The organism is Streptomyces sp. NPDC012835, from assembly GCF_042900885.1.
GTDB lineage: Bacteria > Actinomycetota > Actinomycetes > Streptomycetales > Streptomycetaceae > Streptomyces.
On record NZ_JBIBBW010000008.1, the window covers coordinates 47,992 to 61,395 of the forward strand.

The window sequence follows — 13,404 nt, forward strand, 5'->3', positions numbered from 1 at the left end:
ACTGGCCGTCCGCTGTTCGTTCATGCGGGCCGGGCCGGGGCCGCTTGCGTCCGGTGCCGGCCGGCCGCCGTTCATGCCGGACGCGGCCGGCTGCGTCCGGTGCCGGTGCGGTGGTGGTCACCGGTTCGTGCCGTGTCCGGCCGTCTCCTGCGGCGGGTGCGCGCTGTCCGGGCCGGCCGGGTCCGGCGGCGTTCCTGTCATGTCCCCACGCGCCAGTCCGTGAGGTACTGCTGCTGGCCCGTGCTCAGCTGGTCGATCTCGACGCCGTAGGCGCGGAGTTTGGCGGTTGCGACGTCGTTCTCGATGGAACGCGGGATCTCTACGATTCCGGGCTCCAGCTGTGCGTTGTGTTCGATCAGGTACTGGACGGCGAGGGCCTGGGTGGCGAAGGTCATGTCCATCACCTCGGCGGGGTGTGCCTCGGCGGCGGACTGGCCGATGAGGCGGCCTTCGGCGAGCAGGATCACACCGCGGCCCGAGGGCAGCGTGTATTCGACGCAGTTGGGGCGCAGTTCGCGTCGTGCGGTGGCGTGTGTGCGCAGGCCGGCGACGTCGATCTCCACGTCGAAGTGGCCGGAGTTGCATACCACCGCGCCGTCCTTCATCTGGTCCATGTGGGCCAGCGTGACGGCGTCCCGGTTGCCGGTGACGGTGACGAAGATGTCACCGATCCGGGCCGCGCGGTCCATGGCCATGACGCTCAGGCCGTCGAGTTTGGCCTCCAGGGCCCGGATCGGGTCGACCTCGGTCACCACGACGTTCGCGCCCATGCCGCGTGCCCGCATCGCAACCCCGCGTCCGCACCAGCCGTAGCCGGCGACCACGACCACCGACCCGGCGAGCAGCATGTTCGTCGCGCGCAGGATGCCGTCGATGGTGTTCTGGCCCGTACCGTAACGGTTGTCGAACAGGTGCTTGGTGGCGGCGTCGTTGGTGGGCAGGACCGGGTAGCGCAGTGCTCCGTCGGCGGCCATGTTGCGGATGCGCAGGACGCCGGTCGAGGTGACCTCGGTGCCTCCGATGATGTCGTCGAGGAGGTGGGGGTGGTCGTTGTGGATGGTGGTGGTCAGGTCCGCTCCGTCGTCGATCACGAGGGTGGGCCGCAGGTCGAGTACGCCTTGTACCTGCTGGTAGAAGGTGTCGCGGTCGCATCCGTAGACGGCGAAGACCTCGGCGCCGATGTCGCGTTGGATGGTCGCGGCGACGTCGTCCTTGGTGGAGAGCGGGTTGGAGGCGCACAGGGCCAGTTCGGCGCCGCCGGCGACGAGAGCGCGGCACATGTTCGCCGTCTCCGTGGTGACGTGGAGGCATGCCGCGATCCGCTGGCCGACGAAAGGCTTGGACTCGCCGAAGCGTTCGGTCAGCGCGGAGAGTACCGGCATACGGCGTCCGGCGAACTCGACCTTCAGTTTTCCCGCGTCGGCGAGGGAAAGGTCACGAACCATACTCATGTGAACTCCATCCTGTTTGTGCGTTGATCCGGTGCGGCTGTCGCGGGCCCGGCCGCCGTGCCGGAAGCAGCCGCCGTGCCGGAAGTGACCTCCGTGTCAGAGGTAGCCGCGGTGCCGGAAATGGCCGCCGTGTCGGAGGTGACCGCCGTCGTGTCAGAGGTAGCCGCCGTGCCGGGAGTGGCCGCCGTGCCGGGAGTGGCCGCCGTGGCGGGAGTGGCCGTCGCCGCGGTCACGTCCGGGCCGGCAACTGCCGCGTCCGGGCCGCCCGCCGCCGCGTCCGGTGCGGCCGCTGTCGCGGGGGCGGCAGCATTGTCGGGCGGGGGCGGGGCGGCGAGCAGGTCGGGCAGGGTGGCCTGCCGGGCCCGGGCACCGACGGCACCGACGGCCAGCGCGCCGGCCAGATTGCCGCTGCGCAGCCGCCGGCCCGGCGGCAGACCGGCCAGGGCCGCCAGCAGATAAGCCGCGGCGAACGCGTCACCCGCGCCGGTCGGATCCCGGACCTGGACCGGCTGAGCGGGCACATGCCACTGACGGTCGCCACTGCGCAGCAACGCCCCCTGAGCACCGAGGGTCGTCACCACCTGGCAGGAGGACCGGCGCAGAACCCCAGCCCCGGCCGAGCGGCTGAGATGACGGTGCTCGTCGCGGTTGAGCAGGAGGATGTCACACAGAGGCGCGATCTCGGCCGTGATCTCGTCCGCGCTGTACACACCGCCCGGACACCAGCACAGCAGCGGCCTCACCGGCCGGCGCGCGAGCGTGGCCGCCGTTTCGCGCAGTGCCTCACGGCTCGGGTCGAACAGGACCACCGCGTCGAGGGGCGCGGCGAGCGCCTCCCGTACCGCCGCGGCGGTCAGCAGATCGTTGGCACCCCGGTGCATGAGCATGTAGTGCTTGTCACGGAAGACCGGGATGACCACCTGGCCGGTGGGGGCGTCGGGATGACGGTGCACGGCGGAGACATCGACACGGCGTGCACGCAGGTCCGCCAGGACACTGTCGCCCTGGGCGTCCCGCCCGACCGCGGCCACCACCCCCACCCGTACACCGAGCGCGGCGAGCGCGGACGCGCAGTTCCCGGCGTGACCGCCGGGCGCGGTGGTCAGAGACTGTGCGACGACCGCACCGTCGTCCTCGGGTTCATGGTCGCTGTGCACGATGACGTCGATGTTGAGTGAGCCGATGACGAGGACTCTGCTGCGGCCGGCGGCGTGGCGCAGCGCCGTACGCCAGTGCTCCGAGTGCTCGGAGGGCTCCGTGTACTGCGGGCGGTCCGGGTCCGCGTAGTCCGGGTCCGCGTACTGCGGACGGTCCGCGAAGTCCTGGCCTGCCTGGTCCGGGGAGTCCGGGGAGTCCGAGCAGCCCGGGCGCGGGCGGTCCGTGCAGTCCGGGCGCGGGCCGCTGGCCGGGCGCGGGCCGCTGGCCGGGCGGTCCGGGTTCGGGCGGTCCATGTCCGGGCGGTCCGGATGGTTCTGGTCGGGTGGGGGTGGGGCGTCGGTCATGTGCTGCCGCCGATCGCGGCGATGCCGCTGATCTCCACGACGCAGCCCTTCTCGGCCAGGGCGGAGACCTCCACCAGGACGCTCGCGGGCGGGGGGACGGCCAGGACCTCGTCGCGTACGGCCGAGACGGCGGGGAAGTCCCGTGCGATGTCGGTGAGGTGGATGGTCACGGCGACCAGGTCGGCCAGGGTGCCGCCGGCCTCCGCCAGTACGTGTGCGATGCGCTGGAAGACCGCCCGTGCCTGGGGGCCCGCGTCACCGGGGGACATTACGGTGCCCCGGTCGTCGGTGGCGACCTGGCCGCTGAAGAAGACGAGCTGTGTGCCGGGGGTGAGGGTCAGGCACAGGCCGGGAGAGTAACGGCCGATCGGCTTGGAGTGGGACGGTGGGACGAGGACTGTTTTCGGTGTGCTCACGCGGGGGCCTTTTCCGGGAAGGGACCGAAGGTCGAGGTCAGCGAGGACATCTGGATCTCCCGGACCTCCACATGCGGTGGAAGCCGGAAGAGCCCGGCGATGACGGCGGCCACGTCCGCGGCCGCGAGTGCGCCCTCGCGGCTGCCGGGAGCGGCGTCGGTGTGCGCGCCGTGGAAGTAGGTGTCCACCCGGCTGGGCAGGACCTGGCAGACACGGACCCCCTTGTCCCGTACTTCACGGCGGGTGACCTCCAGCAGAGCGCGCAGGCCGGCTTTGGAGGACGCGTAGGCCGCCCGTTGCGGGAAGGGGTAGAGCGCCGAGTCGGAGAGCAGGCCGACCACGAGCGCGCCGGGAGCGGCGATGAGCCGGGGCAGTACCGCGGTCAGTACGTGGAACCCGCCGTCGAGGTTGGTGCGCACGGTACGGTCCCATACGGCGGGTTCGAGGTCGCTCAGCGCGCTCCACACGCCCTGGCCCGCGTTGAGTACGAGTCCGGCCAGTGTGCCCAGCCCGGCCAGCGAGACAGCGGCGGCCCGTGCCACCGCCGCCGGGTCGGCGACATCGACGACGGCGGTGCGTACCGGTACGCCATGGGCGCGTACCTCGCGTGCGGCATCGGCCAGGTCGTCGCCGGAGCGGGCCCAGAGCACCGGCCGGTAGCCGTCCGCGGCCAGGGCCAGGGCGGTGGAACGGCCGATACCCCGGCTGGCGCCGGTGACCAGGACCCAGCGGCCCTCCTCAGAGACCCGCCCGTCCTCCTCTGAGACCCGACGCGCCTCTCCAGGAACCCGGCCGTCGTCTTCAGAAACCCGGCGCGCCTCTCCAAGAACCCGGCGGTCGTCTTCGGAGACCCGGCGGTCCTCTTCAGAAACCCGGCCGTCCTCTCCAGGAACCCGACGGTCGTCTTCGGAGACCAGGCGGTCCCCTTCAGAAACCCGGCGGTCCCCTTCAGAGACCCGGCCGTCGTCTTCAGGAACCCGACGGTCCCCTTCAGAGACCAGGCCGCCCCCTTCAGAAACCCGGCCGTCGTCTTCGGGAGCCCGACGGTCCTCTTCAGAAACCCGGCCGTCGTCTTCAGGAACCCGACGGTCCCCTTCAGAAACCCGGCCGTCGTCTTCAGAGACCCGACGGTCCTCTTCAGAAACCCGGCGGTCCTCTTCGGGGTCAGGCACCGCGGGCCTCCGCGGCGTGGCGGGGGCGGCGGCCGGCGGTGATCTCGGTGCGCCGGGAGACCGGTTCGACGAGTTCGGGCCGCAGGTCCGCCAGCAGCGCGAAGGCCAGGTCGACGGATTTCACGGAGTCGCGCAGGTCACCGCCCACCGAGCAGTAGCGGCCGTCGCGGACGAGTCCGCCGGCGGCCCGTACCGTGCTCTGTCCGGTCAGTTGCGTGTGTTTCGCCGCGTGGATGGCGAGGGTACGGCCCTGCGCCAGTCCGGCGCCCGCGAGGACGAGGGCGCCGGAACACACCGAGTACAGGCGGGCGTTGCCCTGGCCGGCCCGGTGCAGGGCCTGGTGCAGTTGTGGTTCGCCGGCGGCCGCGGTGGCACCGCGGCCGCCGGGGACGACGACCGCCTGGGCGTGTTCGACGGCCGTCAGGTCCTCCTGTGCCCGGAACGTCACACCGGCGGAGCCGCGGATCTCGGGGGCCTGGGCGGCGATCACCGCGGTGAGGGGGGTGAGCCCTTCCGCGTGTGCGACGGATCCGGCCTTGGCCAGGATGGCGTATCCGCCGAAGAGGTCGAGTTCGTCCACTCCGGGGTAGGCCAGCACCGCGATCAGTGTGCCGGTGTGCGGGTCAGGAGGTGTGCGGGTCATCGTGACGATGCCTCCGGCGCCGCGTCGGGAGTGTCCGCGGCGAGGCGGTCCAGCTGGCGGAAGCCTTCCTCGACGTCCTGGTCGGTGTATTTGGTGTGTCCGCCGGCGGGTGACTTGAGGACACGGACCGCGGCCGGCGGGAAGCCGGCGGTGTTCAGGCGGGAGCTGGCGGCCGCGATCCGGATCAGATCGATGATCACTCCGGCCGCGTTGCTGGAGTCCTGGACCTTCAGCTTCAGATCGAGGGAGACCGGGGTCCCGGCCCAGCCCAGACCCTCGATGTTGAGCATGGCGACCTTGTTGTCACGCAGGTGCGGCACGAAACCGGCCGAGGGAATGACCTCGACCTTGGAGGTGTCCACACCTTCCTGGGCCAGCGCGTTCAGCTTCGACTGCCGCTTGCTGGCGCCCTTCTCCCGCAGGTTACGGAAGTCCTCGTTGCCTCCGAAGTTCAGCTGGTAGGAACTGGACAGCGTCAGACCGCGTTCGCTGAGCAGACCGAGCAGCGCGCGGTGGACGACCGAGGTACCGAGGTGGCTGGCGAGGTCGTCACCGACGAGAGGGACCTTGGCGTCCTCGTAGGCGGCCATCATCTCAGGGGAACGCGCGACGATTTCCGGTGTGCAGTTGACGAAAGCGACACCGGCTTCCAGAGCGGCACGGGCGTAGGCGTCCGCGGCCCACTGCAGGCCGGTCGGCAGGGAGTACAGGAGTACCTCGGCGCGGCTCTCACGGAGTTGGTCCACCACGGCGCGGAACGCTCGGGATGTCGGCCCGGCGTCCTCCTGGGTCGGCAGCCCGGGCTGGACGGTGACCGGGACCTGCGGCAGGTCGACGTCCAGCCGGGGGTAGTTGTTGGGTTCGGCGAGGACCGCTTCGTTGAACGGCCGGCCTGTCTTGTTCGGGTGGATATCAAAAGCGGCGACAAACGCAAGGTCACAGACCGCGATACCGCCGATACGGGCACGTTTGATTCCCGGGAAATCTTTTTCGCTGACGCCCTCGGCGCCCAGCTTCCGGTACATCTCCGCGCCCTGGAATAACGCCGATATGTTGTTGCCGACCCCGGCAACGGCAATACGGATGTCTTCAGCCATTACTTCACCACCGATCACGTAGGACCCTGGGGCACGCCACGACGACGCACGTGCCCGATGACATACCGACGACATACTGATGACGCACTGACGGCGTACTGATGACGTACTGACGGTGTACTGATGGCATACCGGCGAGCGGGAAACGGAGGAAAACATTCCTCCGTCCTGCTGTTTCCCGTTACGTTCGCGCGGTCCTGTGCAATTGCCGCACAGCCTCGTCGAGGAGGCTCTGCGCCCGGGCACCGTCGGCGAACGTCGGAGCGTCCGCGGGCGGCCCCTCAGGAGAAAGAATCAGCCGGTAGACATTCATCGCATCAGCGGGGAAATCCCGGACATGACCCGCGGCGCCACGCGTATTGACCTGCAGCCGGCCCGACCCGTCACCCGGATCGGCGACCGCCACCACACTGCCCCGCGTCCCGTGCAGTTCCACCCGCAGCTGCCGGTGCGCCGACACCCGCGACACGAACACACGAGCCGGGACCCCGGACACCGAGGACAGCTGGACATCAGCGAGGTCCTCGGTCTCCCCCGCGATACTCCCGCTGTGGTGGGAACGCCGCGTGAACGCCACCGAGGAACGGGCACTGTCCACACCCCACTCCTCCCCCACCAGCCACCGCAACAGATCAAACAGATGAACACCCTGGTCAGCGAGGGTACCGGCACCCGCGGCCACGCGACTGTGCCGCCAGGGCCACGGCGTTTCAGGCCGGCCCAGAAAATCATGGTGGAACACCAGCTCACTCTGCAGGAGACGCCCGAACAACCCCTGCCGGCGCATCCTGGCCACCTCCCGCAGCATCCGGTTCGCCCGCCACTGAAACGTCACGAAACCCGGCACCCCACCCACACGGGCAGCACGCGCCAGCCGGCCCGCCGCATCCCCGTCCACCGCGAGCGGCTTGTCCGACACCACCGTCAACCCGGCATCCAGCCCCGCCGACAGCAATTCCTCATGCGTTTCCGGAGGCGTCACCACCGACACCGCATCAATTTTCCCGCCACGCATCACGGACAACGGATCAGAATCAACAACCGGAATATTGAAACGCTTCGCCAGACGAGCCGCACGGGACAGATCATTCCGGTAACACAGAACATCCACCGATACACCCGGCACACTCGCCAGCCAACCGACATGCTGCTCACCGAAACCCGTCCCCACGACTGCGAAACGCACAGCATCCCCTTCCCCTTGCCGGAAAACAACCGCGGCGCGCCCGGAACAACCCCACAAGATCGATGACCTTGAAATACTTCACGAAAGAGTAAGTTGTTCTCCGTAGCTACGCAACCACTCCCCGCAACGAAATAAACGATCAAAACCCCCCACCCCCCTGGCCAGCCCCTTTCCCCCAAAAAATCTTCCCACATTGCCACCCCCCACCCACCTGAGACGTCGTCTCCATTGGTGAGGTGCCGCCGGGTGAACGGTGCCGTTCCGAGGACGAGTGCGGCGAAGACGGCTAGTCGTTGAAGGCCGGGCTGGGCGGCGAGGGTGCTGTGCTGGATGCCGTGGACCGCGTACCAGTTGGCGGCGAGATGATGACGCAGGCGAGGTCGGTTCCCCGGCGGTTGCCCCGGATCAGGAGCACGGCGGCAAGCGGGTCGAAGAGCGCCAGCGACGACCAGTAGAGGTTGAGCCAGCCCGGTGCCCAGGCGTAGGGGTGCAGACCGTGGCTGAGGAGGTCGGTGACGTGCGCGGAAGCGCCGACGAAGATCAGGACGGCTGCGATGACGCAGACCGATATGACCGTCCAGCGCGGGGGGCTTTGAGCGCACCGGTGCTGCTGGTAGTGGCCTTCTTGACCGTCTTGTACGAGTCGGTGCCCGTGGCGCGGAACTGGAGACTGACCGTACGGTCGCTGTAGGCGTTGTGCTTCTTCGTGCTCCAGTTCGCCCGGGTCAGCTTGCCCGTGACGGTGGTCTTCTTGCCCTTGGTGACCGGCTCCGGCGTGGCGTCGGCGGTGGTGACCTTGGCGGCACGCTTGAGACGGACGGTCTGGGACCTCGTCTCGTACTCCCGCGCCGCGTCGTAGCGGTAGGGGTCGGCTGTGCTGTATCCGGACGGCAGAGCGATGTTGGAGGAGCGGGGTGGCTCCACCGCCTTCGACGTGCCGACCACGATCGGCTTGCCGTTGTTGATGACGATGTCCGACACAGTGATGCCGGTGTCCGCCGCATGGGCTACCGGAGCAGGCAACACCAAAAGTCCCAGCGTCCCCACGAACGCCGCCCCCGCGGCGGTCCTTCGTCTGCCTGACTCCATTCACACCTCTTCAAAGGAACGGAGCTGAGCCTCGCTGACGTCAGCGGGGATCGCGTTGGTGGCTGGGCTATCCGCGCGCTGGCCATCACGTACGGTCTGCGGCATGACGGCAGAGGATTCGAAGGCCCCAAAACCCAGGGTGCAGTTGGTCATTGGCATCATCCGCCAAGGTGACGAGATCCTGCTCGTGCGAGAGAGTCTCGGCGCCGCCGGGGAGATCCTCTGGTCGCTGCCCGGCGGCGGGGTCAAGGACGGCGAGCTCATGCACGAAACCCTCCGGCGCGAGCTACGGGAGGAGACCGGCCTGCTGGTGGGCGACCCGGTGCGGACCGCATTCATCATGCACATCGACTCCGAGCCCTACCCTTCAGCACTGGCCGCTGCTTTCGAGATCGACGAGTGGTCGGGGGACATCGCGCCACAGGACGACGACATCAAACAGGCCGCTTTCTTCCCCCTGCCCGATGCCCTGAAGCTGCTCGGCGAGCTGGACAGCGCAACACAGCGGGAGCCCATCGTCGGTTATCTGACCGGGGATGTCGCGCCCGGGACCACCTGGCTGTACCGCAACCGAGGCAGAGACGAGACGTTGGTCGCCCGCTGGTGACGCCAGACAACGGCCACCCCACGAAGATCACGATTACAACTGGAATACGTAGTGCTCTGGCTTGGCGGAGGGCCGTCGCGTTCTCCTCGGCTTGGGCGACGCTCCGGAAGCCGGATGTCACCCGCCGCGCCACGGCCGGCGACCCCCTGCCTGCTGGTGAGCAGCCCTATGGCCAGCGGGCTGCGCACGATGGAAGCGAGCCCGCGCCGCTCGCACAGCGCCGGCATCTCGGGCGCGTCCGTCAGTACGTTGCCCGCGTGCTGGAGGCCCGCGCAGTGCTCGCCCTCGGCGAGGAGCGCCGCGCGCTCGGGGTCGTCGGTGCTCCAGGCGTACGCGCCGATGAGCCCCTCCCGTACGAACTCGCCGCACACGGTGCGCAGTTCTGTCACTAAGTCCAACGGCACGTCGGCCAGGTGCAGTTGGCACACGTCGATCCAGTCGGCGCAACGACGCGACCAGTGCCCGGCGCGCGTACCCCGACCGTCGGGTTCGTGCCGGTCCGCGTGTGCGTGTCCTCGTCGAAGACGTTGCCCCACCCGAGCGGCCGCCCGTCCGCGTCCTGCCACTCACCGCCGATGGCCCAGCACCCGAACCCGAGCGCACTGACCTGAATCCCGCTGTCTCCCAGCGCCCTGCTCTCCGTGCCGGCGGACAGTAGGGGGTGGAGTGCGCACGAGGGCAAGGGTGCCGAGCGGCACGGGGTGCGGGTCGCGGCCACCGCCGCAAGGCAACTCCCTTCAAGGGAACCGATACCGCCACCCGAGTTCGCGTGGAGGCGGTCAGGTCCTCACGGGTGAAGAAGGCGTCCAGGCCGCCGCGCGAGCACGTCCCGACCCAGCCGAAGCACGTTCCCCGGTGGAACGCCGATAGGCCGGGCTCCGAAAGAGCAGGGCCTGGTGGTGACGTGGTACTTACCGGTTGCGGCGCTTACCAGTAGGTACGCAGGATCTTGTCAGGCAGGCATCCCTGCCGCTCCCTCTCCTGGAGGATCACCGATGCCGCGATCAGGAAAGCGCGGCGGACTTTCGGATCCGGATCGGATTTTTCCGCATTTCCGACGTTTCCGTCCAGGAGCATCTCCCCGAGGGTGGTTCCCTCTGGAGTGCAGGGGCGGGCGACTGGCTCCATCAGGCCGATCAGGATGTTTCCGGCATCTCCTTCTGCGGTTTCCCAGGCGTAGACGGAACCCGTTTCGAGGGAACGGGTCTTCGTACACGTCAGTGATGCCGCCACGGGGATTCCCACCGGTTCGCTCGCGTCAGGGATCTGATCATCTGAAATCTGTACCGATCGGGCTCGCCGACGTCGACGGCAACAAGGTGAACACGTACGCCTACAGCCCCCGAGGCGTCCGCCTCCTCGCTCAGTCCACCGAACCGGTCGCCCGGCTCTCCCGCTTCGCCGGCAACGACCGGGACCCTACCGGCTTTTACCACCTCAAGGCCCGCTACTGCGACGCCAAAGGCCGGCCGTTCACCCAACTCGACCCGTCGGGAAGGGAGAAGAACCCCCTATCTCCACGCCGAGGGTGGCCCCGTCAACCGGATCGATCCCGACGGGCTGCTCAGCTTCGGCGCGGTCATCGGTGTCGGCGACTGGGCGAGCCTGGTCAGGGACGCCTTGTCAGGGGACACCGAGAGCGCCGAAGCGACCGCGAGGGAGATGCTCGCCGGCATCGGTGTGGAGGGGCTCCGCATGGCGGGGCGGCGGCGGGTTCCTTCGCGACGCTGGGTGTCTCTGTCGCTGCCGGCCTCACGGGCCACTCCGTCGTCGCGGCCGGCACCGACAGAGACACCCAGCATCGCCTACCGGAACCAGACACGGAGGGCCCCGGGGGGAGTTCCCCGGGGCCTCGGCCCAGGGAGAAGAAGCATGCGCCGCGTCATCGTTCCCGCAGGGGCAGTGATCGCCGCCTGTCGACTGCGCGCGCGGCCGGGTCGATGCTTCGCCGCCCTGACGGTGGAAGCGAGCACATGGCCGGCGTACGGAGCCGCTTCGGCGCCGGCGACGAAGCCAGTTGCACGAAGCGTCATCCGACCGCCGCCGGGATCGGAGCGGAGCCCGCGAACGCGTGTGCACCGTCAGTCCGCTGAGAACCGCAGGTGCGGGGCGACGCTGCGGAGCTTTTCGCAGGTCTCCTCGATCTCCCGTTCGGGAAGGGACTGGGCGGTGACTCCCGCACCCGCGCGCAGCCATGTCTCCTCGCCCTCTCCGATGAGGGTGCGCAGGACGAGGGCGGCGTCGAGAGCGCCCGCGGTGCTGCCGCGGAAGACCGCGCCACCGTAGAGGCCGCGGGACCCTTCCTCATGGCGGGCCAGGGCCTGGAGCGCGGCGGGTTTGGAGACACCGGTGGCGGTGATCGCGGGGAAGAGGGCGGCGAAGGCGTCCCACGGTCCGCCGTCCTTCCGGAGCCGGCCCGTCACCCGCGAGGCGAGATGCTGCACCGAACCGCGTGGCCGGACCGCCATGAACTCCTCGACCGCGACCGAGCCGGTACGGCACACCGCCGCCATCTCCTCCCAGGCCAGGCGTACGGAGACGGCGTGCTCGTGGATCTCCTTGGGGTCGCTGATCAGTTCCGTGCGTCGACGCTCGTTCTCCGCCTGGTCGGGGCCGTACGCGCGGGTGCCCGCGAGCGGCTGGGTGCTGACGCGGCCGTTCTCCGCGACCTCCAGGACGGTCTCCGGGCTGAATCCGGCGGCCCGGTAGCCGCCGAGGTCCAGCAGATAGGAGCGGGCCGGGGTGTTGGACCGGCGGCCCGAGAGATAGGTCGCGGGGAAGTCCACGGCCGGACCGGCGGGCAGCGGGACCTTCCGGGAGACTACGGCCTTCTCCAGGAGGCCGGCGCGGATGTCCTCGACCGTTCGGGCCACCGCACTCCCGTAGGCGGCGGTGCCGGCGGCGATGAGGTGTTCGGCTCCCTCCGGCGTCGTCCGCTCCGGCGGCTGTCGGGGGGCCGGTTCGGCGAGCAGGTCGGCGACCTCGCGGAGCCACTCCTCGTCCACCGCGCGGACCACGGTCTCGTTCCCTGTGAGGGTCACCTCGACGGAGGGGATCAGGGCGTGCAGCAGCGGTCCGTCCCCGGCGGCCGCGGGGTCCGCGTGCAGGAGATGGGCCAGTTCGAAGGCCGCCCAGCCGTAGAAGTGGCGTCCGCCGGCGTGGGGGCCGTGTGCCGCGGACAGGGCGTCCAGCGCCGCGGCGAACGCCGTCAAGGGCCTGCCGTCGGTGCGGGAGGTCCATGTCCGTCCCGCCGCCCGCGCGGTGATGCCGGTGGCGTGCGCGGTGAGGCTGACGGCGGAACCGGCCGCGAAGTGCCAGACGCCGCCTTCCGTCTCGTACACCATGTACTGCTCGGCGAGGCCGGCCCGGGCGAGGCGGGTCGCCGTGGCCGCGGCGTCGTGGCCGGCTTCCAGGGTGTGTGCGGATGCGAGCGGCGGGACGGAGTCCGCCCATGAGTCCCACGTGTTCCGGGGGCCGTTGCTCATTGTGTCGTGCCTTCCTCGTACCGCTGCCGCTGAGGCCGGTGGATCAGGTGCCGGGTGGGAGATCATGGGCGCGCCGCCTCCAGCCGCCAGCCCTGGGCCCGGCTTCGGCGCTGCCAGAAGGAGGCGTAGGTGCCGCCTGCCGTGATCAGGTCGTCGTGCGTGCCGCGTTCGGTGATCTCTCCGTCCTCCAGGACGAGGATCCGGTCCGCGTGGACGACGGTGCTCAGCCGGTGGGCGATGACCAGCAGCGTCTTGCGGCCGGCGAGAGTGCGCACGGCTTCGGCGAACAGTGCCTCGTTCTCCTGGTCGAGTCCGGACAGCGCCGCGGCCTCGGCCAGTTCCGCGGGCCCGGCGTCCGGGGCGGCGATCCTGACGTTCTCCTCGATGGTGCCGTCGAACAGGTAGACGTCCTGGAAGACGAGGGAGACGTGTGCCGCCAGGTCGTCGGCGGCGATCTCGCGGACGTCGACGCCGCCGATGCGGACGGTGCCTTCCGTGGCGTCCCGGAAGCGGGCGATCAGTGCGGCGACCGTGGTCTTGCCGGCGCCGGAGGGTCCCACCAGGGCGGTCATGCTGCGTTCGGGCAGACGGAAGGTCACGTCGTTCAGGACCTGGCGTGCGCAGGCTCCGCCGGCCGTCCCGGCGTCGTAGTGGAAGCCGACGCCGTCGAACTCCACGCTCGCGCACGGGGTGTCTTCGGTTCGGCCGGCTGAGGGAAGGGCGGCTCGTCGAGGACCGCGGCGAGATCGGCACCGG

At 69.7% G+C, this 13,404-nt stretch carries 11 protein-coding genes and 2 pseudogenes; 1 reads left to right on the top strand and 12 read right to left on the bottom strand.

Annotated features, from left to right (window positions below; genetic code table 11):
* Positions 1-197: 197 nt before the first annotated feature.
* From ahcY to ACFY6S_RS27515, 8 genes are all read right to left on the bottom strand, one after another.
* Positions 198-1,451 carry an adenosylhomocysteinase gene (gene ahcY / locus ACFY6S_RS27480; protein WP_388818213.1) on the bottom strand — a complete coding sequence of 418 codons (1,254 nt, stop codon included), beginning with the start codon at positions 1,449-1,451 and terminating at the stop codon, positions 198-200.
* Positions 1,448-2,902, bottom strand: a complete 1,455-nt coding sequence (locus ACFY6S_RS27485) for a carbohydrate kinase family protein (protein WP_388818216.1) — start codon at positions 2,900-2,902, stop codon at positions 1,448-1,450. Before ACFY6S_RS27485 ends, ahcY begins: the two co-directional genes overlap by 4 nt.
* Before the next feature lie 47 nt (positions 2,903-2,949).
* Positions 2,950-3,369, bottom strand: coding sequence for a RidA family protein (locus ACFY6S_RS27490; RefSeq protein WP_388818221.1), 420 nt, complete (start codon positions 3,367-3,369; stop codon positions 2,950-2,952).
* On the bottom strand, positions 3,366-4,541 hold the full coding sequence (locus tag ACFY6S_RS27495) for an SDR family NAD(P)-dependent oxidoreductase (protein WP_388818224.1): 1,176 nt from the start codon (positions 4,539-4,541) through the stop codon (positions 3,366-3,368). The genes ACFY6S_RS27490 and ACFY6S_RS27495 overlap by 4 nt, the downstream gene beginning before the upstream one ends.
* A complete protein-coding gene (locus tag ACFY6S_RS27500) occupies positions 4,534-5,184 on the bottom strand; it encodes a DJ-1/PfpI family protein (protein ID WP_388818227.1) in 651 nt (216 codons plus the stop codon). Before ACFY6S_RS27500 ends, ACFY6S_RS27495 begins: the two co-directional genes overlap by 8 nt.
* Positions 5,181-6,281: an inositol-3-phosphate synthase gene (locus tag ACFY6S_RS27505; protein ID WP_388818230.1), complete on the bottom strand. Its 1,101-nt coding sequence runs from the start codon at positions 6,279-6,281 to the stop codon at positions 5,181-5,183. The genes ACFY6S_RS27500 and ACFY6S_RS27505 overlap by 4 nt, the downstream gene beginning before the upstream one ends.
* A gap of 181 nt (positions 6,282-6,462) precedes the next feature.
* A complete protein-coding gene (locus tag ACFY6S_RS27510; RefSeq protein ID WP_388818233.1) occupies positions 6,463-7,467 on the bottom strand; it encodes a Gfo/Idh/MocA family protein in 1,005 nt (334 codons plus the stop codon).
* Positions 7,468-8,007: 540 nt separating this feature from the next.
* A complete protein-coding gene (locus ACFY6S_RS27515; RefSeq protein ID WP_389462657.1) occupies positions 8,008-8,556 on the bottom strand; it encodes a hypothetical protein in 549 nt (182 codons plus the stop codon).
* A gap of 103 nt (positions 8,557-8,659) precedes the next feature.
* On the opposite strand from ACFY6S_RS27515, the gene ACFY6S_RS27520 reads away from it, so the two are divergent.
* Entirely contained in the window at positions 8,660-9,163 is a 504-nt protein-coding gene (locus ACFY6S_RS27520) for an NUDIX hydrolase (protein WP_388818236.1), read from the top strand.
* Positions 9,164-9,273: 110 nt separating this feature from the next.
* On the opposite strand, the pseudogene ACFY6S_RS27525 reads toward ACFY6S_RS27520, so the two are convergent.
* From ACFY6S_RS27525 to ACFY6S_RS27540, 4 genes and pseudogenes are all read right to left on the bottom strand, one after another.
* A pseudogene (locus ACFY6S_RS27525) lies at positions 9,274-9,818 on the bottom strand (aldo/keto reductase); the annotation flags it as partial.
* Between the two features lie 272 nt (positions 9,819-10,090).
* Positions 10,091-10,396: a hypothetical protein gene (locus ACFY6S_RS27530; protein WP_388818238.1), complete on the bottom strand. Its 306-nt coding sequence runs from the start codon at positions 10,394-10,396 to the stop codon at positions 10,091-10,093.
* A gap of 848 nt (positions 10,397-11,244) precedes the next feature.
* Complete coding sequence (locus ACFY6S_RS27535; protein WP_388818241.1) at positions 11,245-12,648, bottom strand: salicylate synthase; 1,404 nt, start codon at positions 12,646-12,648, stop codon at positions 11,245-11,247.
* Positions 12,649-12,710: 62 nt separating this feature from the next.
* A pseudogene (locus tag ACFY6S_RS27540) lies at positions 12,711-13,393 on the bottom strand (ATP-binding cassette domain-containing protein); the annotation flags it as partial.
* Positions 13,394-13,404 lie beyond the last annotated feature (11 nt).